We start from the raw sequence: 23,007 nt of genomic DNA on the forward strand, positions 1-23,007 counted from the left end.
CTTAGGTATCTGCCCATATCTGGTACTGTGGATTTTAGGCCTCCAGCCGCATTAATGTAGTCAGATGCGTCAGGTGTAGGGAGACCGTTTTCATGTATCCCACGTCTCCACCTTGCACGTTCACTCTCAGAAAAGTGAGCGTAGGTCTCGATTTGCCCTGTAAACTTAAAGACATAGCGCTTGAGAAGTTGCTCTATCGGCGCATTGTATAGCTCTTCCAGTGCGATACCGATGAGTCGAACACCTGCGTTTGAATAACGATATCTATTTCCTGGTTTTTCTTGAAGTGTATATCCGTTTAATATGTTGAGTAGGTTTTCATCATCGTGGGCAATAAAACATGTCAACCTTTCATCTGGTAAGAGGTTAGCCCCATCACACGATAGATCTGTTGGTAGTCCAGAGATATGTGTCGCTAAATGCCTGACTGTGATTTCTACGCCTTGATATTGTAATGCCTCTTTATTAACCCTATCGAGGTATCGAGAGATTGGCGCATCAAGTTCTATGAGTCCATCAGATACGGCTTGCGCTAAGATTAATCCGACATGCGTTTTGGTAATAGAACCTATGTCGTAAAGGGTATTGTCGGATGGACTTGAGCCATCGGAAAATTCGCCGTAATGATAGGTACTCACGACGCCTTCTGTGACGAATGCTACGGATACTGCACTAATCTTAGCGTTCGAAATGAGCTTCCCAACTTCTTCGTCAACTATTTCAACCTGTTTATACTGCTTAGTTATATTAGGCTTTGTACATCCCAAACCGAAAACGCAAGCTATGAACACCGTAAAAAGACGCAGTCTTTTACGTTTTTTAAAATGAGTTGAATAACACATCAATCTCTCCTTGAAACCTTTGCTTTTGACCCAGAAGGGAAGTGTTAAGCATAAGGCTTTAATACTCTCCTACTCCACTGGCCATAAAGATGATTTCGCGCAAGTGAAGCAAGTATTTCCAGTGAATCATATTCGCTATCAAAGCTGAATATCTGATTGTGATTTACGCCTAGGGGTTCGTCACACACGTCTTTTGAATAATTGCCTGACTGGCTTGTTCACCATATTCATCACCCGTGGATTTTGCGACAGCGAGATCGATGCGAGCCGCATCACATTGACGCTGCAACGACAAAGACATGAGGTAGTTCTGATCTTTTTGCTTTTGTGCCAGCCCCTTTATTCCATTGTATTCGGTTCGGTTTTCGGGGCTTTTCTCTCGCTCATAAGGCGGTGCAGAACTCGTTGAACAGCCACCTAAGAGCAAAATAATAAAGCCAGTCAGAACAGTGTATTTGAACAAAACCGTCACTCCACGTTGTACCAGATAGTATCACGGTGAGTTTATGGTATTAATTCAGGATGTTAGTGCTGATACGCCGGACTTTTTACCCGTTTGTACATACTTGGGAAGTTTGGAAATTCCGAGCCTACTCTTCTTACTTGTTATATGCCGAATAACTCGGGGTTTTCCAGAAAAACCCGTAAGCGCTTTTTTTCAGCGTCGCTGAAATGTGCTGCCATGTATTGTTCAATAGCCTGTTGTTGCTCTGCATCGGTCATTTGCTGGTCTTGTTGCAATGCATTGTGCCACTGCTTGTAATTCTTTACCTTATTCTGCCAGGCCGCACGTTTCTCTGTTGTTGCCTGTAGGCGAGCAGCCACCTCGGCGCCGAACTCTGCCGATGCGGCGTTATATAAGGTTTCGCCTTCATATTGAATGGCGAGTTCACGCAATGCTTTGACTTCCATCGAGTCAGTAAAACCTTGCTTTTGAGACTCGGGCAGCGCAGCCAACTGCTGCTCAATAAGCGCCGCTTTTTGCGCTTCAGAATAATAAGGATCCTGAGATATTCTCAGGCGCTCAAAAGCAGCCAGATCAAACGCGACGTCATCGGCGAACAGACATTCATACTCCGGTTCCGAAAAGAAGTCGTAGCGCATCTGTGTTAGCGCGTCCATTCTTGCTGTAATCGCTTCCAGGTCCGGTGTAGCCATTGCATCTTCTGGTTCGAGAGCCAGCAAAGCCACTTTGTATTCCACGTACCGCGTAAACAAATCCATGTAAGCAGCGAGCTGTTCGCCGTCGTAACCTTGTTGAATTTTGGCTTCCCGGTATTCAGCCAGAATAGCGTCCGTTCCGAGACCTTCTCGTTCAAAAATAAAGGCGTCAAACTCGTCCTTTAAACCCGCATGCAATGTAAACAGGCGCTCTGAGGGAACAGGGTTAATTGAATGGTGAGGTTGTGTGCTGTCATCTGAATCAACCGCCGGGGTCGATTCCATCTTGTTTGACGTGATTGCCCTTTCAACATCGCTTTCAGGTTGTTGTTGCTTTGACGTGGTGGTGAGTTTTAACCCCACCACCAGCACCAAAAGCGCAATCAGTATTACGCTTTTTCGCACGTTACAGGCCCAGTGACTTCAGGCGCTGCGCCTGTTTTACAAATACCTGTACCGGATCGGTTTCAAACCAGTGATGAATACCAAAAACCTGATTGACTTCATCCAGGTGGTTCATGCGATAGCGGTCGTTGATAACATACCCCAACTGAGAGCTACAGCTGGATACCAGGCCGTCGTTGGGCTCGTCAAATGCCAGGCCGGTTAACACCATAAGCGGATCGCTAACATCAAGCGGATTAGTCAGTGTCTTGCCACCACTCCATGAAAAATAGTACACACCATTTTCAGCCAGCATATCGCCGTCATTGGTACAGTAACCACTTGGCATACCCTCTGGATAACGAGCATTAAATTTGGCTGCGCCTTCTGTGGTAAGCGAATCCATTGCCGCTACGCTGTCTGTTGGCAACTCACGCGGATCTGAACCTGAAACAAGTTCAATCACATTCGCAAAGGCATTTACTACCGTACCGGCAACGCCTTCTTGTGGTGAGTCTTCATCCAGGCTTTTGCGCACTAAATCTGCTACCTTGCTGCCCTGATTCACACCCGCAACTGAAGTTGCTGATGCAACCAACTCGGGCGCAACGCTGGCGACGTATCGAATAGTTGGACCACCATGACTGTGACCAATCAGGTTAACCTTTTCAGCGCCTGAATGTGCTAATACTTCCTGTACATACGCTAACAACTGCTCGCCACGTACTTCACTGGAATTGGCAGGTGACACGGTAGCGGTGTATACCTTCGCGCCGTAGCGCGTCAGTTTGTTGGGTACTTTGTAAAAGTAATCAACGCCCAGGGCGTCATCAAATCCAAACAGACCGTGCACAAGCACAATCGGATATTTGGTTGAGGTATCAGGAGCCGCGTAGGCAGGTACAGCAGCATTAAACAACCATGCCAAACAAGCGAAATAGAGTGCTTTTTTCATGTGTGTGTCCTGTATTGTGTATTTTCAGTTGTCATTAATGTTCTGTCGTTAGGCTCTCATCAGAGGTCTAACCATTGTTATTATTTTGTTAACATTTCATTAATTTTCGCAACTTTCAAGTGAAAAATGACTATTTGGACACGCCAGACTTACTACACGATACCAGCAAGATTTGTAGTATTTATTCAATTTTCCTTAAAAATTAGCGCATTAATCACTAAATCTGAAGGTGGAGAGGTCCACCAGCCCCAACATTCACAATATGAATGCGCATCATGGATAGTAGAAATACATTTGAGATAGTAAATACGTCGAGACATCAGTGTAAATGATGTCTCTTTACAAGGAATGGACACCCGGGTTTTGAAACCAGATTAGAAAATTTTGCGTGTTTTACTCAAGCCGACGCGCTGGCTCTTGCGCTAACGAGTTGATGCCAACGTTTAAGGTTTTCCTGATGCTCAGCCATTCTGATTTTAACTACGCGGGCAAAGTCGATTGCGCACAACGCAATAATGTCAGCAACGGTGAATGCATCACCGGCAATGAAGTCACTCTCGCCCAAACGCGCGTCGAGGATATCCAGAAATGCGACAACATCTTTACCGGCTTGTTCTCCAAAAGCAGGCACAGGGGTCATACGGTCTTTGAAATAACCGGTTGAATGTTGAAAACACTGGGTAACGGGCAACATCAGGCACTGATCTACCCGGCGCTGCCACATGCCCACGATGCCCTTTTCTAATGGTGTGGTTCCAAGTAACGGCGGTTCCGGATGCATGGCTTCTATGTAGGTACAAATCGCGTCTGTTTCACTAATACAGGTGCCATCAGCCAATTCCAGAATGGGTAACTTTCCCATCGGATTTTTGGCAAGCATGGCGGGTGACAGGTTTTCTCCTTTCTGGATATCCAGTTGAACATAATTCACGTCAACGCCTTTTTCCGCCAGAAACATGCGTACCCTGCGCGGATTGGGTGCCCGGGAAGCATCATATACAGTGTAAGCCATCATCAGTTCCTTTTTATACGCCTGCAGAACATTCAGATTAGTCGATGAAGTGGCGTTTATAAAGCTGTATGTAATTTACCTTGAGAGACGAAGACAACCGCCATTGGCCTGAAAGCGGGTTCAGTTTCATACCGGTTTCATAGACGGCTTCAAACTTCTCCGGCTTAACCCAACTGGCTAACTCTGCCGGTTTTACAAACTGCTTCCAGTCATGAGTGCCCACCGGTAGATACCGCATCACATACTCTGCCCCCACAATAGCAATTAGCCAGGACAACCAGGTACGGTTTAACGTCGCTAGCACCAATGTACCTTTGGGACTGACAAGCTGTGCACATTGTCCAATAAGTGCGGGCTGATCCGGAACGTGTTCCACGACCTCAGCGTTAATAACGATATCGTATTTGTTGCAAGCTTGAACTTCCTGCTCGGCAAGATGGTGCGAATAGCGAATATTCAATCCGGATTGAGCCGCGTGCGCTTTTGCTACCTCGATACTAACTGCACTGGCATCAATGCCCGTTACATCGGCGCCCTTTCTGGCCAGCGCTTCGCTTATCAAGCCACCACCACAGCCGACATCTAAGACGGACAGGCCCTGTAAACAACGCTCCGAATTGGGGTCGCGATTGTGACAATAAGCCAAATGTTGAATCATATAAGCAGCGCGCGTGGTATTAAACGCCAACGCGGTTTTGAACTTACCGTTCGGGTCCCACCACTCCCTGGCCATCTGATTAAACCGGGCGATTTCCTGTGCCGAGGTATTATCGTTAATCGGTTGACTTAACTGACTTTTGTCTAACATCTGGACTATTCCAAAGACGCCATCACTGGGCGGGAAGTATAGTATAACCAACGCACTTGCATGAACACTTACTTAAGAGACCACCCACTTACTGACGAAAACTATGCTTTTCAATTTGTGTTTGTTCATAACGGTAATAGGTTTAAGTTTAATACCCCCCTCACACAGGAATTGATCAAAGCCCACATTACCGCACCATTTAAACTTAGACTAAAGTTGAAATTGTGCATTTTTCACACTACGTTTTAAGTAATCGTGATAGGAGCGTATCGATGAACCTGCAATTTACGGCTTTGTACACAACGCCGCACCATTCCTTAATCGTAGTCGCAAAAAAAACCGGCACCCAGCTCGCTTATTTGGTTATAGGTCTGGCAGCCTGTGTACTGGCAGGGCATGCTTTCGACATAGAGTATCTTTACCGTCCGGTGGCGGGTGGGCCTGCAACCCATCCTTTTACCGCTATATTGTTTTTGTCGTTGTCTTTTTCCTTGATTTTGCAATTCAGGAAAAAGGTCGTTTCAATTAGCCTGCAAGTCGCTGTTGCTTTGGCCATGCTGAGCCTTTTACTGTTAAATATGGCCTTTCCAGTACAGTCGTCAGATACCTTTTTTTCTTCACCCCATCTGGCTGAAATTTTCCAGCTCCACCCTTCAAATCGCTTATCGGGTAACACTTTCTTAGTGATCAGTTGCTTGTTAATGGCCATCTGGGCCCGAAAGGCTCGACACTCCACAATTTGTCAGGCCCTGGCGTTAATGGCGCTTTGTATTTCAACGATGGCGCTCACCGGGTACGCATACCAGATTCCCGCCTTCTATCAGGATATGTCTTTATTTACCGTGACACTCAGCTTTTTTCTGGCTGCATCAGTGTTAGGAATCACCGCGAATCGGGGCACAGTCCGCGCGGTACTTTCCCCACATTTAGGCGGACAGATCGCACGGGTGCAGTTTATTGTTGGCGGGATGTTTTTCTTTGGCACTGGCTACCTGGTTATTCGCTCAGTTGCCAGCACTCAGGTGTCCAGTCTCTTTGGCAGCTATGTCATTGCCGTGTGCTGGTTTCTGTTTGTTGTGCTTATGATTGGGGCCAGTGTGCATGAACAAACCGATCGCACGCGTCGCAAATTAGAAAAGAAACTACGTGCCGTGGCACTTTACGACGAACTCACCCAGTTATTGAATCGACGTGGCTTTAAACAAGTAATAGACCAGCAATTGGCTCATCAACGACGTGTTGGCGGTGGCGTGGGGTTAATGCTGGTTGACATAGATCACTTTAAACAGGTGAACGACCGCTACGGCCATGACGTTGGCGACAAAGTCATTCGTCATATTGCCTGGAATCTACGGCGTCTGGTGCGAGACACAGATTCAGTGTGTCGTTACGGCGGGGAAGAGTTTGCAATATTGCTACCGCACACTGATCCCGAAGGTGTCATCATTGCCGCCAATACCTTACAACATGCCATTGAGGCGCTTAGCATCCCCATTTTTGAGGAAGAGTCGTTGTCGGTAACGGTGTCGATTGGCTGTGCGAATGTGGTCAATGGGTTAATAGAAAAAGCGCTTAAACGGGCCGATGAAGCCTTGTACGAATCAAAACGCGCGGGGAGAAACTGTGTGTCTGGCAGGTTCGAAGCGCCCCAGTCAGTTTACTCCTTGCCCAAACAGGCGCAGCGGAGCCGCCATTTCTTTCGATCAGCCAAGCAGCAAAATTAAATTGGTTACTGCTGTTTGGCCGACCAGGCCTCCAAGGCGGATTTGGCGTTGGCGTCGATGGCGTCTTTATTCTGACTCACCCAGTATTTTTCCATAACGCGTACATTGGCCTGATTCGCTTTATAGAAAAAGTCTACGATATCGCCGACCAGGGGAATAAATCCCAAACCAAAATCAAGTAGCGCATTGCGCAACATTACTTTCACCAGGCCCGGTGGAAGCCCCATTTTCTTGCCGAGGTACACAATTCTTAACGCGGCGATAAGCATAACCGCATCCCCCAGCCCCGGGATCAAGCCTATAATGGCATCTAGACCGATGCGAAACGGAATAAACGGGAGCTTGAAGGCAGTATCTAACCGATTGGCCAGCTTTTGTGCTTTCAGCAACTCAGTAGGTGCTGTGACTCCCGTTTTATTGTTCATTGTTTGCTTCCCATCTCCTTCGCCAGCTGTTCACGCTGGGCATTGTTGTCTGACACCTGCCAGCCATGCAGGTTTTCCTTAATTAATCCGAACAACATATTGATGTGTTCCGGTTCGCTGTTCAACGCCGGGATATATTCATACCGCTCACCGCCAGCTTCCATGAAGTAGTCACGATTTTCCTCGCCAATCTCCTCAATGGTTTCAAGGCAATCCGCAGAAAAGCCCGGACATACCACTTGTACCGACTTCACGCCCTCAGCGGGTAACCCTTTTAAGGTTTCGTCGGTGTAAGGTTTCAACCACTCTTCACGGCCAAAGCGCGACTGGAATGTTGTCATATACTCTGATTTATCCAGACCCAGCGCCTCGGCTATCAGGCGTGACGTTTTATGGCACTCACAATGGTAAGGATCACCGCTGTCCAGATAGCGTTTTGGCACCCCGTGGTACGACAGGATCAACTTGTCGGCCCGACCGTAATGCTGCCAGTGTTGCTGAATTTTATCTGCCACTGCCTGAATATAATCGGGTCGATCGTGATAGTGACTCACGAATCGAAAATCCGGTAACCAGCGACGCTTTACAAAATCATGGGCTACAGCATCAAAGGTTGATGCCACCGTAGATGCACTGTACTGTGGGTAAAGCGGCAAAACCAGTAACTTGCGTACGCCCTGGCTGAGCATGCGGTCGATGGTGCCACTTACCGACGGTTCGCCATAGCGCATGGCAAATTCCACCACCACGTTGTCACCAAACTCGGTCGCACAACGTTTAGCCAGCGCTTCGGCCTGAGCCTTAGTGTGAACCATGAGTGGCGAACCTTGTTCTGACCACACTGACGCATAGGCTTCAGCTGAGCGTTTGGGGCGAATATTCAAAATAACGCCGTTGAGGATAAACCACCAAATCAACCGCGGCACTTCTACCACCCGGGGATCAGACAAAAACTCTTTCAGATAGGGTTTCAGCGCCGCTTTTGTTGGCGCTTGAGGCGTTCCAAGATTGGTAATTAGCACGCCTATCTTGTCTGACTGACCGTGGGTAAACCCGGCATTTCCAGTGAATTTCATTGATTACTATCTCGCTGTTATTACTTACTGTTTGGGCATACTACGTGGCGTATACCCAAACAGACTACTACGGCTGATAATAAGTCGCGGCGCCCGGTCCGACCGGCATCCCCAACACAAATACCCAGATGTAAAACAACAGGGTCCAGCCAACAATAAATACCATACTGTAGGGCAGCATCATGGCAATCAGCGTACCCATTCCCACATCTTTCTTGTATTTGGCGGCCATGGCCATTATCAGGCCAAAATAGCTCATCATCGGCGAAATAACATTGGTAACCGAATCACCTATGCGGTACGCCGCCTGAATGACTTCGGGCGCAAATCCCACCAGCATCAGCATGGGCACAAACACCGGGGCAGTCACAGCCCATTGTGCCGACGCACTGCCCAGTGACAAGTTAACAATGCCGCACATCAAAATGAACAGGAAGAATACTTCCGGGCCATCTAAACCCAGTTGCTGCAGCAGCGCTGCCCCTTCAACCGCCATTACCGTGCCCAGATTGGTCCATTTAAAGAAGGCCACAAACTGCGCAGCGAAAAACACCAGCGTAATATACAGTCCCATTGAGCCCATGCTCTTGGACATGGCATCGATAATGTCTTTGTCGTTTTTCATCGTGCCAGCGATACGACCGTAAACAAACCCCGGTACGGCAAAGCTGATAAAAATAAATGCGACTATGCCCTTAAGAAACGGCGAGCCTGCCACCGCGCCGGTTTCCGGATGACGCAGGATACCGTTTTCAGGCACCACAGTTAGCGCTAACACTGCACATACCGCGACAAATGCAACACCCGCCCATTTCAGCGCGCGAATTTCCTGTGCAGTCGGCGCTGCCATTTTTTGTTCATCCAGCTTAACCGATGCTTCATTCGCGTCGTATTTACCTAAACGAGGCTCAACGATTTTCTCTGTTACCAGCGTACCCATACCAGCAATCAAAAACGTGCTGATGAACATGAAATACCAATTCACTTCTGGGCCGACGACATAGTCGGGGTCGATCATGTGTGCTGCCGCTTCGGTAATACCAGAGAGTAACGGGTCAACCGTACCCAGCAACAAGTTAGCGCTATATCCTGCAGATACCCCGGCAAACGCCGCGGCCAAACCTGCCAGTGGATGACGCCCCAGAGCGTGGAAAATCATCGCTGCAAGTGGGATCAGGACCACATAACCCAGCTCTGATGCGGTATTAGAGATAATCCCGGCAAATACAATCGCGAAGGTCACCATGCGCTTGGACGCGTTCATTACCAGTGCTCGCATTGCAGTAGACAGTAAACCTGAGTGCTCAGCTACTGAAACACCCAGTAGCGCAACCAATACCGTACCAAGCGGCGCAAAGCCGGTGAAGTTAGTCACCAGGCCAGTTACGATGCGCTGGAGCCCTTCGGCGCTCAGCAGTGAAATAACTTCAATGGTGCCATCTGGCGAACGCCCTTTTGCGCCCTCTGGGCGCGGGTCGATAACGGATACCTCAAAATAACCGAGTATGCCACTCAGAATAACGATACCCACTGCCAGAAGGGCAAATAGCGTAACGGGGTGCGGCAGGAGGTTTCCCAGCCACTCTACCGTCGCAAGAAACCGAGAGAAGAGCCCTTTAGACGGCGTCGATTCTGTCGGTTTAGTTGTGTTTTCTAAACTCAAAACAAGTCCTCTGTCGTTTTTTATTATGATGTTGCTTTTATGCACTGACTTTATTTGTCTTTGTCAGGCTATTTTAAAGGCGAAGTTTACCTCAATTCGCAGCATTTGGGCAGAGAACCAGCAGTATTTGCGGCAGTACGCGATTTATTAAAGAGCAAAAATGGTGTTATTCGATGTTGTAAAGCATATCGTCTGGGCTTTGCTGCTTCCAACAAAAAAAGCCGATGCAATGCATCGGCTTTTTCAACTTGATTTATTGGCGCTGTGGCTGCTTATTTACCGCCGCCAGTGCGCGACTTCATATAACGGAAGAAGTCACTGTCCGGCTCAACTACCAACACATCATCTTTGCTGTTGAAGCTGGAGCGGTACGCGTCCATGCTGCGCAGGAAGCCATAGAACTCAGGATTCTTTGAATAGGCTTCAGCGTAGATTTGCGCTGCGGTCGCATCACCTTCACCGCGTAACTGACGCGCGTTACGTTCAGCATCAGCCAGCATTACGGTAACTTTAGCTTCAATGTTCGCCTTGATAACCTCAGCCTGCTCCTGACCTTGTGAACGGTGTTCACGCGCCACACCAGCACGCTCTGCACGCATACGCTGGAAAATAGAGTTACTGACTTCAGTTGGCAGGTTGATTTGCTTCACCCGTACGTCAACAATTTCAATGCCCAGTTCGTCAGACGACGTGGAGGCTTGTTCCATGGCACGTTCCATTAACTCGGTGCGCTCACCAGAAACAATCTGCGAAATAGTCCGGCTACCAAACTCTGTTCTTAGGCCGTTGTTCACCTTTTGCTTAAGCAGCGCTTCAGCTTGCAGCTTGTTACCGCCGTTTGTAGACAGATAGTAACGTGCGAAGTCTTTGATGCGCCATTTCACATAGGAATTCACGATCAGGTCTTTCTTCTCCGACGTTACAAAACGGTCTGGTGAATCATCCAGTGTTTGAATACGCGCGTCTAACGAGCGCACGGTATCAATAAACGGCAGTTTGAAGTGCAGACCTGGTTCAAACACTTTGGTTTGACCGGTTGTATTGTCACGCTGAACTTTACCGAACTGAATAACAATGGCGCGCTGGCCTTCTTTCACTACGAAAAGTGACCCTGAGCCCATCACCACCAGCGTGATGAGTAATGCAATAAATAAATTCTTCATCAGTGCTTATCTCCCACCACGAACGCTGTCACCGCGTAAACCAGACGACGTTGTTGGCGTTACGCGCGTACCGCTCGTATTGCCACTGTTCACGTTCTGCAGGCCTTCCAGCGTGTTGCGCATACGGTTTATGGTTGTACTGCTGGAGTTCTGACCGTCCATAATCTTATCGAGCGGCAGATACATGATGTTGTTACCGCCTTCACCACTGTCTACCATGATCTTACTGGTGTTAGAGAACACCTGCTCCATGGTCTCAAGGTAAATACGCTGACGGGTAACTTCAGGCGCTTTTTCAAACTGAGGCAGTAATTCACTGAAGCGGGCAACCTCACCCTGCGCTTCCAGAATCACACGCTCTTTATAGGCCTGAGCTTCTTCGTTCATACGATTAACCTGACCACGTGCACGTGGTTCCATTTCACGGGCATAGGCTTCTGCTTCACGAATGAAGCGCTGCTCATCTTCTTGTGCGGCAATCGCGTCATCAAAGGCGTCTTTCACTTCTTCAGGCGGACGCGCATCCTTGAAGTTCATATCAACAATAGCAACACCAATGTTGTACGGTGCCAGGATGCCTTCAAGCTCTTCCCATACGCGTTGACGGGTAACTTCACGACCGTCGGTTAGCACGTCATCCATGCTCGAATGACCCACAACATAACGAATGGCGCTGTCCAAAGCCTGACTCAGGCTCATTTCCGGGCTGGTTACGGCAAATGTCCAACGGTACGGGTCAACGACCCGGTACTGCACTTCCATCTGTACACTCACCACGTTCTCATCTTCGGTAAGCATAGAACCTGAAGATGACTGATAGCGGATAGATTGCACGTCTACCGGGATCACAGTATCGATAAAGGTCGGTTTCCAACGGAGTCCTGGCTCAACCTGAGAATGGTATTGGCCGAAGCGAAGTACAACACCCAACTGGGCTTCGCGAATGGTGTAGAAACCACTCACCACGTACACCACGATAAGCAAACCAACAATAAGTGCTGCACCAACACCGCCGAGCTTCTTACCGGAACCGCCGCTGTCGCCACCGCCCATCTTACCGAGCTTACCAAACAGATTTTTAAACACGTCATCCAGATCGGGAGGCCCTTGATCACGGCCGCCACGATTCTTCCACGGGTCGTTATTCTTATTACCACCCGGCTCATTCCAAGCCATGCTAATACTCCGTAAAAAAAAATTATTATTTAATACTGAATTCTATTCGTTTTAGATTGCAAAACCTACGGGCGTTGCACGAAGTCATTCATGATTATGTACATTTCATCGCAATTATAGGTGCTAAAGCCCTAACGCTGCATTAATGCTTTACTACAAACTGTGACAAACTGTTATCTAACCGCTTTTCCAATCGGTTCCAGTCTGCTGCAGGCATACGAACATCAACCACCCAATCACCCTGTGAGTCGTAGGATTGCTCAGCAATACAATCCAACTCATACAATACACCGCGCAGGCGGCTTTGTGCAGGTGGAATTTTCAAGGTGTAACTCACCATGCTCTGCGCTAAACATTCATTGAGGGCAGTTAACAGGAGTTCAACCCCCACACCGGTTTTAGCTGATAACCACACGCGAATCGGCATGCCGTTTTCGTCGCGGTCAATTTTGGGTTCAACTTCTTCCAGTTGATCGATCTTATTACACACAATCAACTGTGGAATATCGCCGGCCTCAATTTCCTCTAATACCGCGTTCACTTCGTCCATGGTCTCGAGGTAATTGGCGGCTGAATAATCCACAACATGCAGCAACAAATCGGCTTCCTGAGTTTCTTGCAATGTCGCTTTAAATGCGGCAACCAAATCGTGTGGCAAATGCCGGATAAACCCTACGGTGTCTGCCAGGATAACCGGCCCTAATTCCTTCAGTTCGACTTTGCGCAGTGTTGGGTCCAGTGTGGCAAACAACTGGTCAGCTGCGTATACGTCCGCATCGGTAATGTGATTAAACAGAGTGGATTTACCCGCGTTGGTATAACCTACCAGCGACAAAGTAGGAATTTCAGCGCGTTTCCGGGAGCGACGCCCCTGTTCGCGCTGTTTAGCAACTTTTTCAAGCCGCCGAAGAATAGTTTTGATGCGCCCGCGAAGTAATCGTCGGTCAGTCTCTAACTGCGTCTCACCTGGCCCGCGAAGACCAATCCCGCCCTTTTGACGCTCAAGGTGTGTCCAGCCTCGGATCAATCGGGTAGAAATGTGACGAAGTTGCGCGAGTTCCACCTGAAGTTTACCTTCGTGAGTTCTCGCACGCTGAGCAAAGATATCCAGAATAAGGCCTGTGCGGTCGATAACCCGGCACTTACAAACAGCCTCTAGATTACGCTCTTGAGAAGGCGATAGAGCGTGATTGAAAATAACCACATTCGCCTCGTGCGCTTTTACAGCAGCAGCGATCTCTTCTGCTTTACCCGTACCAACAAAGTACTTGGGCTGCGGAGAACTGCGGGAAGTGGTAATAACATCAACGGGGTTTACACCAGCCGACGATACGAGAAGTTCCAGCTCAGCTAAGTCTTCACGACTGTCTTCGTCGGCAAAATTGACATGAACAAGTATAGCCTGTTCACCGGCTTCATAACGGTCAAACAAGCGTGTTACCTTTGCAATTACTCACTTTTGTTCTCAGCGTCCCCTTGAGCACTTGGCATTGTAATGGCACGAGAAGGCACAACAGTAGAAATAGCGTGCTTATAGACCATTTGGCTTACAGTGTTTTTTAACAGGATAACAAACTGGTCAAATGACTCTACCTGCCCTTGGAGTTTGATACCGTTAACCAGATAAATGGAAACGGGAATACGCTCCTTGCGTAATGCGTTTAAAAATGGGTCTTGTAATGATTGCCCTTTAGCCATTTCAAATCCTTAGTTTTTATTATTAAACCGACAAATTTTTCAATTTGTCCCAGCGCTTTTGCTTTATATCACACTTCCTTAAATCAAAGTGTGACTTTTGCAGTAATTTTAGTCAAATTATCTTTAGCAAATGTGTCAAGCCAAGTTAACTCCGACCAGCCACGCAGCCAAGTTAACTGGCGTTTAGCTAACTGCCTTGTCGCAATAATACCTCTATCGCGCATGTCTGCATAGCTTAGCTCACCGTTAAGGTATTGCCACACTTGCCTGTATCCCACCGAACGAATCGATGGCATGTCCTCATTTAAGTCGCCGCGTTGATATAATTTTTCGACTTCAGCGACCAGCCCTTGCTCCAACATTAAGTCGAATCGCTGGGCTATACGATCATGTAACACAGCACGGTCCTGCGGCGCAATGGCAAATTGTTCTATGTTATACGGACAACGTGTAGTTGCCTGTTGCTGCCAGTGCGTCAATGTCTGCCCACTACTGCGATACACTTCCAGCGCCCGGGTCAGTCTCTGCGGGTCATTGGGGTGAATACGGGCAGCAGCCACCGGGTCGATCACAGCTAATTCATCATGCAAGACCTGCCAGCCTTTTTCCTCGGCTTCACGGGCAATGTCGTCGCGAATCTTTGTGTCCGATTTAGGTAGGGGCGAAATTCCATTTATCAAGGCATTAAAGTACATAATTGTCCCACCTGCCAGAATTGGCAGTTTACCTCTACTATGAATTTCACCAATCAGGCGTGTCGCATCCTTTACAAATTCAGCAACGGAGTAGGCCTCATTGGGCTCAATAATGTCTACAAGCCAGTGTGGCGCAATGGCCATTTCTTCGGGTGTGGGCTTAGCCGTACCAATATCCATATGACGGTACACCAGCGCCGAGTCGACGCTGATAATCTCTGCGGGTATGTGTTTGGCTAACTCCAGGGCAAGGCCCGTCTTTCCTGAGGCCGTCGGTCCCATAATGGCCACTACCGGGCCAGTTTGACTCGTCATCGTGTTATTCTTTTTCTATCCACTGCATTAGCGCTTGTTGCGATTTTTTCGCACCACAAGCCTTTAGTATGTCCGATTGTGAAGAAATCGCCAGTTGGTCGAACCAGCGCCATAATGTATCGGGTTGATATGCCTGCGCGGCCAGAGAATTCGCCAGCGCAATAGTAAGTGACTCAACACTGTCAGGCTGCGCTTCGCAAATCTGCGGAAACAATGCTGCCCAGGGTAATTGACGCAGCGGTGCTGGCACTTTCAACAGGCGGGTTTTGCCAGCGTTACAGTGCAATTCAAAAGCGAACTCCTCAAGCACAGCAGACGCAGCAGAATTAACAGCCTGACTGACACTGACTGGCATCAACAAAGGCTGAGCAACCAGCTGACCTTCCAAGATAGCTGCTAGCCAAGGCTGATAGAGTGAGTTTACCGATAATAACCAGCACTGTTCGACACCTGAATCAGCATAAAGCCTGGCAGATTCACCCAACGGCAAAAACGCAATGCCATTGCTACCAGCCTGAACAGCACTGGTAACGCTCTCATCTGTAGGTGTCATCAACTGCTGATAGTTTTGCTGATAGCCTGCACTTACCTGCGGCGATCCGGCTGAGTATGGCCGTCCTGAGATGCCCCGGCTACCGGCACTGCCTGCTACCCCCGCCCTGTGTGACGAAGTTGGCCCGGATTGATTGGGTTGGTCGCTTTGCCCCGTGAAGGCGGTTGGTGATTGAGACGGTGACGCTGGCTGAAACTGGCTGTCCTGATGACTTTCCCGAACAACGGGTGACAGCGGACGAATATAATCGTGTCCGGTATCTTGCTGTATGTCATGATCAACTGCGAAGTCACTGCTTTCGCTCAGCGCATCACACACGGTCTTACAAATAAAGTCATGAACCAGCCTGCCTTGCTGAAAGCGGACCTCGTGCTTGGCAGGATGCACATTCACGTCGACTTCACGTGGGTCAATGGTGAGGTAAACCACAAAGGCGGGTTGCTCAGCACTTCCCAACACCGAATCATACGCCTGACGCAACGCGTGCAATATCAATTTATCGCGCATACCGCGACCATTAACAAAACTGTACTGGCAGTCATTGCTGCTGCGAAGCTGGCGAGCGTCGCCAAGCCAGGCTTCGAGCTTAATAGACGCATAGTCACACTGGGTGTGGATAGCTTGCTGCACAAACTTTTGTCCGCACACCTGCCCGACTCTTACCGCCAGATCGTTTGAGCCGGCAAAACGCTTGGTGACCTTGCCATTGTGGCGCAATACAAACGTGACGTCCGGCCGGCTAAGGGCAATGCGTTTGATCACCTCTTCAATGTGCTGATATTCGGTTTTTTCAGTGCGCAGAAACTTACGGCGGGCTGGCGTATTATAAAAAATGTCCATCACGTCAATGGTTGTGCCGTCAGGGTGGGCCGCAGGCTGGACCTGCACTGCCATATCACGCCCTTCACAACACGCTTGCCAGGCCTGCTCTTGCGCTGCTGGTTTAGACGTCAACGTCAGACGGCTTACCGCAGAGATACTGGCAAGCGCCTCACCGCGAAAACCTAACGAGAGTATTTGTTCCAGATCGTCCAGTGTCGATATTTTACTGGTGGCATGTCGCGACAGCGCAAGTTCTAGCTCGTGCTTTGCTATGCCACTGCCGTTGTCCCGCAGTTTAATGCGCTTGTGTCCGCCTTTTTCGATATCCAGTTCAATGCGATTCGCTCCCGCGTCCAAACTGTTCTCAACCAGTTCTTTCACAACGGAAGCCGGGCGCTCGACAACTTCTCCGGCAGCGATCTGGTTGGCAAGTCGAGGTGGCAATAGCTGAATGGGCAAGGGCGGTCCTGTGTATTTTGCTTGAAAACTTGTGTAACGGCGTGCGGCGTAAATCAGGTACTGGGAATGGTAAGCACCTGCCCGATTCGCACCATGTCGCTGGTGAGGTTATTGGCACGTTTGATACTGCTTACCTTCACGTTGTAACGCTGCGCTAGCAACGACAACGACTCGCCACTGCGCACTTTATGGGTGCGATTTTCCGCTTTGCGAGACGCCCATAGTGTACCATCGGGCGGGGTTTGCTCAAAATAGCGTTTTGTGGCGCTAAACATGGCATCAGCCAATTGCTGACGGTATTTAGACCAGTTGAGATTCTTCTCTTCCTGAGGATTTGAGATAAAGCCGACCTCAACAAGAATCGACGGGATATCCGGCGCGGTTAATACCGCCAGGCTGGCGGCCTGGGGCGATCTTTTGTGCAGTCGGGTTACGCCTTTTAACTCACTGATGACCTTCTTGCTTAAGTCATAGCTGGTCGACATGGAGTGGTCCATAGACAACCCCAGAATGGTTTCCGCCAGATAGCGCTCGGACGCGTTGTCTGAAATCACCTCGGCTGCGCCACCTAACAATTCGGAATGTCGCTCTGTTTTTTCCAGCCAGCGACCTAATTCACTGTCGGCCCGACGCATAGACAACACCCACACCGAACCGCCTCTGGGTTCAGGCTGTGTGAAGGCATCGGCATGAATAGAAATCAGTAAGTCGGCTTTGTGCTGACGCGCCACTTCCGGGCGTTTGTTGGGTGAAATATAATAGTCACCATTACGCGTCATAACTGCCCGCATACCGGCTTCTTTGTTAATGCGATCTTCCAGCATTTTGGCGATGCTAAGGGTAATATTCTTTTCGTAAGTACCGGCAGGCCCAATTGAACCAGGGTCTTTACCACCATGACCGGCATCTATCGCAACAATGATATCCCGGTCGCGACTGGATTGATTCATATCGAGCACCACACCACTGCTTTGTGGGGCCGAGTCGAGTAAATCTACCACAAGTCTGTGCCCCAGGTTGTCGGCCGGAGGCACGGCGAACAGCGACGTTTCTGCTTTGCGGGCGAGTTCAATCACCACGCGCGTAGAGGCTTTATTTTTGGGTGTTGAGTAGCGAACCTTGTTCAGTAAGCTGCCCGTGTTGTCTAATTTGAGCGGAGTGTCACTGCGGGTATTAGCCAGGTCGATAACCAGTCGATGTGGATTACTCAACGTAAAATAGGTGAATTCGGGCGCGTTTTTCAGATCAAAAACCACCCGCGTGCTGGCGCTGGTTGGCCATACCCGAACGTCTTTGATGTCGTTGCTTGCAATAGCGTTAAACGCTAGTAAGCACCAACTTAGTAGTAATATTAATTTACCGCGCAACATGACAAGCCCTGGTCATCAATTGTAGTTATTCAGGCTGTGTAATCCAATGGGTACACCGTCTTGCCAGCATTCCGGCCAGCCGTTAAATGCGTTTACACTGCTGCAAAATCGCCTGTCCCGTCTGCGATTCCGCGTTCACACTGAAACGACGTCCCGTACCATTTGATTCTATACTAATCACTAAATCCGCCGGTGCCAAGCATTGGCCCCCATTTTGCGGCCATTCGATCAAACAGATTTGATTCGTGTCGAAATAGTCCCGGATACCCATAAACTCGAGTTCTTCCGGGTCCCCTAAACGGTACAAATCAAAATGATACAGCGTTAATTTGCCTAACTCATAAGGCTCCACCAGCGTATAGGTTGGACTCTTAACGTTGCCTGAATGGCCAAAAGCGCGGATAAAATAGCGGCTAAACGTCGTTTTACCCGCCCCCAAATCGCCCTGAAGGTAGATGATTACGCCTTTCGCTAGCTGCGACGTTGTGGCCGAAGCCAAATCAGCAGCAAGTTTCGCCGTATCGTCTTCACTTGCTGCATAAAAATCACCGTGTGCCGTGGTCATGGTTTACTTTTGCTTCCCAAAACGGCGTGCAGGCACGCCTGTTACTGATTGATTAGCGCTCGCACAGACTCAAACAGGTCGCTGGCAAGCATGCCGCGTTCACCGTATAAACGCGCCACTTCATCACCCGCTTTAGCATGGATAGATACGCCGTATTTAGTGGCAATATCTTTACTTAGCCCCTGCGCAAGCAAAGCGCCAAGAATACCACTTAATACGTCGCCCATGCCAGCCGTGGCCATACCAGGGTTGCCGTGCTGACACACCCAGGTTTTGGTTTCATTATCAATAATGGTACCTGCGCCCTTTAACACACAAGTAGCATGGAATCGCTGAGCACATTGTTTCACGCTGTTAAAGCGATCCGCCTCGACTTCATCTACTGACATATTCAGTAGTCTCGCGGCTTCGCCAGCATGTGGGGTAAGAATACAATCGGTAATGGAGTACGACAGTGCATGCTTGCTGAGTAGATTTAGCGCGTCTGCATCGATCACCATGGGTTTTGGGTGAGTCTGACAGTGCTTCATAGCCAGTTCGAATGCTGCCAGCGCCCAGTCGTCCTGCCCCAAGCCAGGTCCAATAACGACACACGATGCCCAGTCCAGTGCTTCGTGCAAGTTATCACAGGTTACCATCAGCTCTGGTCGTCCGGCACTCACCTGTACCGTTGAACCTTCATGACAAAACACTTTCACCAGCCCGGCACCTGATCGCAACGCTGCCTCACCGGCAAGTCGAATTGCGCCAGCTGTGCCGCGGTTGCCGCCAATACACAACAACCGGCCATAGGTGCCTTTATGGCTGTGAACATCACGCGGAGCCAGCCCCTTAAATTGCTCAATATTCAGCAACGAACCGCACGAACGCGCCAGTTCAACAAACGGCTTACCGATACCTAAATCGTCGAATACCAGGGTACCGCAGGACTGTTTGCCCGCCCCGGTAGTCAGACCCGGTTTAATACCGACAAATGTCACGGTGACATCGGCTTCAACGCAGCGCCCTAACGACTGACCGGTATTGGCGTCTAGCCCGGATGGCACATCAATACTAACTACAGGTTTACCGGATTTATTCACCGCATCAATCACGTCGGCAAATTCATTGCGAATATAGCTGTTAATCCCAGTGCCCAGTAAGGCATCGATGACCAGACCGCATTTTGCTAAATACCCTCGATTAAACGGCTCTATCTTCCCGCCGGCATCCAGCCATTTTTGTTGCGCAACACCCGCATCCCCTTCGAGGATACGATGAGGTTCAATGGCGCAAAGTAGCACTTGCTTGCCCGCTTTTTTGGCATTGATTGCCGCAATGTAGCCGTCGCCCGCATTATTACCCTGCCCGACTAAAACCAAATACACATCGGTATTGGGTAACAGTAATTGTGACTGGTGGAATACGGCCTTACCGGCGCGCTCCATTAAGGTAAACATTTCAACGCCGGCTTTTTCTGCGGCGGTACGTTCATTTTCGCGCACCTGGTCGGCGCGATAGAGTTTATATGGTAAGCTGTCGATGAGTTGGGTATCTAGCATGTGTACATGTCCGAGTTACAATCGATAGATCTTTACAAGTTGGTAGACGATATCAAGGCTTGGGCCAATGCGCTAGGTTTTCAGCAGGTTGGCATTAGCGATATTGATCTGAGTCAGCACGAGGCTGCCCTGCAATCATGGCTGGATAACCAGTATCACGGCGACATGGCCTTTATGGCCAATCACGGCATGAAGCGTGCGCGACCCGCTGAACTGGTGCCCGGTACATTGCGGGTAATTTCGGTACGCATGGACTATCTCCCTCCCGACGCCTCGTTTGCCAAACACCTGAATAATCCGGATATCGGGTATATCTCCCGCTACGCACTGGGCCGTGACTACCATAAGGTACTGCGCAGTAAATTAAAAAAACTGGGGGAAAAAATTCAGGCCGAACTGGCAGATACTCAGTTTCGCCCTTTTGTAGACTCAGCCCCGGTGCTTGAACATGCCATTGCCGAAAAAGCCGGTATTGGCTGGACGGGTAAACACAGCCTTACCCTGAACAAACAGGCAGGTTCGTGGTTTTTTCTTGGCGAGTTGTTTATTAACCTGCCGCTGCCAGTCGATGAACCCACTTCAGAGGAACATTGCGGCACTTGCACGGCCTGCATGACTATTTGTCCTACTCAGGCCATTGTTGCGCCCTATGTTGTAGATGCCCGGCGCTGCATTTCTTACCTAACCATTGAATATGACGGTGTGATCCCCGAGGTATTTCGCGAGCCCATGGGAAACCGGCTCTACGGCTGTGATGACTGCCAGCTTATCTGCCCGTGGAACCGGTACGCGCCTCTCACCGACGAAGCAGACTTTCACCCGCGGAAGGTATTACATGGCCAGAGCCTGGCGACACTGTTCAGTTGGGATGAAGACACGTTTTTGCGCAATACCGAAGGGTCGCCGATCCGCCGGATTGGTTATACGAAATGGCGTCGTAATGTTAGCGTGGCAATTGGCAACGCCTCATACGACGAACGCTATATTCACTTACTTACAGAAGCACTACCTGACGCCTGCGAGATATTGCGCCCCCATTTTGAATGGGCGTTAGAAAGACAGCAACAGAAGAACGGCGATGCGCTTAGCAGGCCACGCCAGATAACCCGGCTGGTGAGAACAATAGAGAAAGGGCTACCGCGCGACGCCTGATGACGTAGCCTTGTATAACACGTTGCTACGCCTCAGACACCAGGTGCAGAATCACTTGTGGTAAGGCTTACTCAGGCGGTGTACCGCTTCAACGAACACGCCGGCGTGCTCAGGTGGCACATCCAGATGAATGCCGTGGCCCAGGTTAAACACGTGTCCTGTGCCTTCTCCGAATCCAGCCAGAATATCAGCAACTTCCTGCTCGATACGTGCCGGCTGCGCATACAACATTGACGGGTCCATGTTGCCCTGCAGCGCCACTTTGTCGCCTACACGTGCCTTTGCATCGGCAATATCAATGGTCCAGTCCAGGCCTACCGCATCACAGCCTGTTGCTGCAATCGCTTCCAGCCACATACCGCCATTTTTAGTAAACAGTGTAACCGGTACCTTGCGGCCTTCGCTTTCACGTGTCAGGCCATCAACGATCTTGTGCATGTACTGCAATGAGAATTCTTTGTAATCACGAGGAGACAACACGCCGCCCCAGGTGTCGAAAATCATCACCGACTGTGCACCGGCAGCAATTTGCGCATTGAGGTAAGACGTAACAGAGTCAGCCAATACTGAAAGTAATGCATGCAGGGTCTGAGGCTCGCTAAACGCCATTTTCTTGATCTTGGTGAAAGCTTTACTTGAACCGCCTTCCACCATGTATGTCGCCAATGTCCATGGACTGCCTGAGAATCCAATTAAGGGTACGTCACCTTTGAGTTCGCGACGAATAGTGCGTACGGCGTTCATGACATATTGCAGCTCGCCTTCCGGATCCGGTACGCCCAGTTTGTCGACGTCAGCCTTGCTTTCAATTGGATTTTTAAAGCGCGGACCTTCGCCGGTTTCAAAATACAAACCCAGGCCCATGGCATCAGGGATAGTCAGAATATCTGAAAACAGTATGGCGGCGTCCAGCGGAAAACGACGCAGCGGCTGCAGAGTGACCTCGCATGCAAGCTCAGCATTTTTGCACAGCGACATAAAGTCACCGGCTTCGGCCCGTGTGGCTTTATATTCTGGTAAATAACGACCAGCCTGGCGCATCATCCACACCGGTGTCATATCTACCGGTTGCTTTAACAATGCGCGAAGGTAACGGTCGTTTTTTAAGGCTGGGCGTTCAACTGTGCCACTCGAATCTGCCATGCTTATCCCCAAATACTGAAATGGATACTGAAATTGGCGGCGAGTATAGCAAGAATTCCGTTTTCATGGGTAAAAATGAAATCGATGCACGTGATTGAAAGAATTAACTTGATTTATGTCAAACTTAAAGTTAACATTCTGTTCACAAATTAAAGAAGCTCGTTTACGGGCCCTCGCTAAACCATTCCTAACCTCGCCTCGGCGAGGTTTTTTATTGCCTGTAATCAGGGCCTGATCACTGACACAAACGTAAAGTATGTCAGCAACCAGACTCATAAACGCAAGCTAGCGCCGCCTGCCTTTCC

General features: G+C 49.4%; 21 protein-coding genes. 2 read left to right on the forward strand and 19 right to left on the reverse strand.

All coding sequences use genetic code 11. The annotated features are described in order from the left end of the window. The 6 genes from AC4MRN_RS04085 to ubiG form a co-directional block, all read right to left on the reverse strand. On the reverse strand, positions 1 to 842 hold an 842-nt coding region (locus AC4MRN_RS04085; RefSeq protein WP_491202573.1), incomplete at its 3' end, for a serine hydrolase domain-containing protein. Positions 843 to 1,011: 169 nt separating this feature from the next. Next, positions 1,012 to 1,305 carry a hypothetical protein gene (locus tag AC4MRN_RS04090; protein WP_491202574.1) on the reverse strand — a complete coding sequence of 98 codons (294 nt, stop codon included), beginning with the start codon at positions 1,303 to 1,305 and terminating at the stop codon, positions 1,012 to 1,014. A gap of 143 nt (positions 1,306 to 1,448) precedes the next feature. Further along, complete coding sequence (locus AC4MRN_RS04095; RefSeq protein WP_491202575.1) at positions 1,449 to 2,408, reverse strand: lipase secretion chaperone; 960 nt, start codon at positions 2,406 to 2,408, stop codon at positions 1,449 to 1,451. Position 2,409: 1 nt separating this feature from the next. Further along, a complete protein-coding gene (locus AC4MRN_RS04100) occupies positions 2,410 to 3,342 on the reverse strand; it encodes a lipase family alpha/beta hydrolase (RefSeq protein ID WP_073316645.1) in 933 nt (310 codons plus the stop codon). A gap of 397 nt (positions 3,343 to 3,739) precedes the next feature. Continuing rightward, positions 3,740 to 4,354, reverse strand: a complete 615-nt coding sequence (locus AC4MRN_RS04105) for a glutathione S-transferase family protein (protein ID WP_491202576.1) — start codon at positions 4,352 to 4,354, stop codon at positions 3,740 to 3,742. Between the two features lie 37 nt (positions 4,355 to 4,391). Continuing rightward, positions 4,392 to 5,162, reverse strand: coding sequence for a bifunctional 2-polyprenyl-6-hydroxyphenol methylase/3-demethylubiquinol 3-O-methyltransferase UbiG (gene ubiG, locus AC4MRN_RS04110; protein ID WP_491202577.1), 771 nt, complete (start codon positions 5,160 to 5,162; stop codon positions 4,392 to 4,394). 272 nt (positions 5,163 to 5,434) lie between these two features. Here ubiG and AC4MRN_RS04115 point away from each other — a divergent pair, with 272 nt between their 5' ends. Next, a complete protein-coding gene (locus tag AC4MRN_RS04115; RefSeq protein ID WP_491202578.1) occupies positions 5,435 to 6,886 on the forward strand; it encodes a GGDEF domain-containing protein in 1,452 nt (483 codons plus the stop codon). A 5-nt stretch (positions 6,887 to 6,891) separates the two neighbouring features. On the opposite strand, the gene AC4MRN_RS04120 is transcribed toward AC4MRN_RS04115, so the two are convergent. The 12 genes from AC4MRN_RS04120 to AC4MRN_RS04175 all read right to left on the reverse strand — a co-directional run bounded on the left by AC4MRN_RS04120 (position 6,892) and on the right by AC4MRN_RS04175 (position 20,407). Beyond that, positions 6,892 to 7,311, reverse strand: a complete 420-nt coding sequence (locus AC4MRN_RS04120; protein WP_073316655.1) for a DUF4112 domain-containing protein — start codon at positions 7,309 to 7,311, stop codon at positions 6,892 to 6,894. Continuing rightward, on the reverse strand, positions 7,308 to 8,387 hold the full coding sequence (gene hemH, locus AC4MRN_RS04125; RefSeq protein ID WP_073316656.1) for a ferrochelatase: 1,080 nt from the start codon (positions 8,385 to 8,387) through the stop codon (positions 7,308 to 7,310). Before hemH ends, AC4MRN_RS04120 begins: the two co-directional genes overlap by 4 nt. A 67-nt stretch (positions 8,388 to 8,454) precedes the next feature. After that, positions 8,455 to 10,050, reverse strand: a complete 1,596-nt coding sequence (locus AC4MRN_RS04130) for an AbgT family transporter (protein ID WP_073316658.1) — start codon at positions 10,048 to 10,050, stop codon at positions 8,455 to 8,457. A gap of 272 nt (positions 10,051 to 10,322) precedes the next feature. After that, positions 10,323 to 11,213 carry a protease modulator HflC gene (gene hflC / locus AC4MRN_RS04135; protein ID WP_073316660.1) on the reverse strand — a complete coding sequence of 297 codons (891 nt, stop codon included), beginning with the start codon at positions 11,211 to 11,213 and terminating at the stop codon, positions 10,323 to 10,325. A gap of 6 nt (positions 11,214 to 11,219) precedes the next feature. Beyond that, the gene (gene hflK / locus AC4MRN_RS04140; protein WP_491202579.1) at positions 11,220 to 12,389 is read right to left on the reverse strand and encodes an FtsH protease activity modulator HflK; all 1,170 of its coding nucleotides are present in this window, start codon (positions 12,387 to 12,389) and stop codon (positions 11,220 to 11,222) included. Between the two features lie 142 nt (positions 12,390 to 12,531). Then, positions 12,532 to 13,821, reverse strand: a complete 1,290-nt coding sequence (hflX, locus tag AC4MRN_RS04145) for a ribosome rescue GTPase HflX (protein ID WP_073316664.1) — start codon at positions 13,819 to 13,821, stop codon at positions 12,532 to 12,534. Positions 13,822 to 13,838: 17 nt separating this feature from the next. Beyond that, the gene (gene hfq / locus AC4MRN_RS04150; protein WP_073316666.1) at positions 13,839 to 14,087 is read right to left on the reverse strand and encodes an RNA chaperone Hfq; all 249 of its coding nucleotides are present in this window, start codon (positions 14,085 to 14,087) and stop codon (positions 13,839 to 13,841) included. Between the two features lie 83 nt (positions 14,088 to 14,170). Then, positions 14,171 to 15,097 carry a tRNA (adenosine(37)-N6)-dimethylallyltransferase MiaA gene (gene miaA, locus AC4MRN_RS04155; protein ID WP_073316668.1) on the reverse strand — a complete coding sequence of 309 codons (927 nt, stop codon included), beginning with the start codon at positions 15,095 to 15,097 and terminating at the stop codon, positions 14,171 to 14,173. A 4-nt stretch (positions 15,098 to 15,101) separates the two neighbouring features. Further along, on the reverse strand, positions 15,102 to 16,931 hold the full coding sequence (gene mutL / locus AC4MRN_RS04160) for a DNA mismatch repair endonuclease MutL (protein WP_491202580.1): 1,830 nt from the start codon (positions 16,929 to 16,931) through the stop codon (positions 15,102 to 15,104). Between the two features lie 53 nt (positions 16,932 to 16,984). Continuing rightward, positions 16,985 to 18,301 carry an N-acetylmuramoyl-L-alanine amidase gene (locus AC4MRN_RS04165; protein WP_370240240.1) on the reverse strand — a complete coding sequence of 439 codons (1,317 nt, stop codon included), beginning with the start codon at positions 18,299 to 18,301 and terminating at the stop codon, positions 16,985 to 16,987. 82 nt (positions 18,302 to 18,383) lie between these two features. After that, complete coding sequence (gene tsaE, locus AC4MRN_RS04170) at positions 18,384 to 18,866, reverse strand: tRNA (adenosine(37)-N6)-threonylcarbamoyltransferase complex ATPase subunit type 1 TsaE (protein WP_073316673.1); 483 nt, start codon at positions 18,864 to 18,866, stop codon at positions 18,384 to 18,386. A gap of 41 nt (positions 18,867 to 18,907) precedes the next feature. Next, positions 18,908 to 20,407: an NAD(P)H-hydrate dehydratase gene (locus AC4MRN_RS04175; RefSeq protein WP_491202581.1), complete on the reverse strand. Its 1,500-nt coding sequence runs from the start codon at positions 20,405 to 20,407 to the stop codon at positions 18,908 to 18,910. A gap of 6 nt (positions 20,408 to 20,413) precedes the next feature. Between AC4MRN_RS04175 and queG the strand changes: the two genes are divergently transcribed. Further along, positions 20,414 to 21,559, forward strand: coding sequence for a tRNA epoxyqueuosine(34) reductase QueG (gene queG, locus AC4MRN_RS04180; RefSeq protein WP_491202582.1), 1,146 nt, complete (start codon positions 20,414 to 20,416; stop codon positions 21,557 to 21,559). 51 nt (positions 21,560 to 21,610) lie between these two features. Here queG and hemE read toward each other — a convergent pair whose 3' ends face one another. Then, positions 21,611 to 22,702 carry a uroporphyrinogen decarboxylase gene (gene hemE, locus AC4MRN_RS04185; protein ID WP_155015985.1) on the reverse strand — a complete coding sequence of 364 codons (1,092 nt, stop codon included), beginning with the start codon at positions 22,700 to 22,702 and terminating at the stop codon, positions 21,611 to 21,613. Positions 22,703 to 23,007: the final 305 nt, after the last annotated feature.

Source organism: Marisediminitalea sp. (assembly GCF_984433645.1).

Bases quoted from the DNA above. Each gene is read 5' to 3' on its own strand.
- AC4MRN_RS04100 (WP_073316645.1), bottom strand. From the start codon at position 3,342: ATGAAAAAAGCACTCTATTTCGCTTGTTTGGCATGGTTGTTTAATGCT.
- hemH (WP_073316656.1), bottom strand. From the start codon at position 8,387: ATGAAATTCACTGGAAATGCCGGGTTTACCCACGGTCAGTCAGACAAG.
- AC4MRN_RS04105 (WP_491202576.1), bottom strand. From the start codon at position 4,354: ATGGCTTACACTGTATATGATGCTTCCCGGGCACCCAATCCGCGCAGG.
- AC4MRN_RS04120 (WP_073316655.1), bottom strand. From the start codon at position 7,311: ATGAACAATAAAACGGGAGTCACAGCACCTACTGAGTTGCTGAAAGCA.
- hfq (WP_073316666.1), bottom strand. From the start codon at position 14,087: ATGGCTAAAGGGCAATCATTACAAGACCCATTTTTAAACGCATTACGC.
- AC4MRN_RS04165 (WP_370240240.1), bottom strand. From the start codon at position 18,301: ATGTTGCGCGGTAAATTAATATTACTACTAAGTTGGTGCTTACTAGCG.
- tsaE (WP_073316673.1), bottom strand. From the start codon at position 18,866: ATGACCACGGCACACGGTGATTTTTATGCAGCAAGTGAAGACGATACG.
- queG (WP_491202582.1), top strand. From the start codon at position 20,414: ATGTCCGAGTTACAATCGATAGATCTTTACAAGTTGGTAGACGATATC.
- hflC (WP_073316660.1), bottom strand. From the start codon at position 11,213: ATGAAGAATTTATTTATTGCATTACTCATCACGCTGGTGGTGATGGGC.
- AC4MRN_RS04115 (WP_491202578.1), top strand. From the start codon at position 5,435: ATGAACCTGCAATTTACGGCTTTGTACACAACGCCGCACCATTCCTTA.
- miaA (WP_073316668.1), bottom strand. From the start codon at position 15,097: ATGACGAGTCAAACTGGCCCGGTAGTGGCCATTATGGGACCGACGGCC.
- hflK (WP_491202579.1), bottom strand. From the start codon at position 12,389: ATGGCTTGGAATGAGCCGGGTGGTAATAAGAATAACGACCCGTGGAAG.
- hemE (WP_155015985.1), bottom strand. From the start codon at position 22,702: ATGGCAGATTCGAGTGGCACAGTTGAACGCCCAGCCTTAAAAAACGAC.
- ubiG (WP_491202577.1), bottom strand. From the start codon at position 5,162: ATGTTAGACAAAAGTCAGTTAAGTCAACCGATTAACGATAATACCTCG.
- AC4MRN_RS04175 (WP_491202581.1), bottom strand. From the start codon at position 20,407: ATGCTAGATACCCAACTCATCGACAGCTTACCATATAAACTCTATCGC.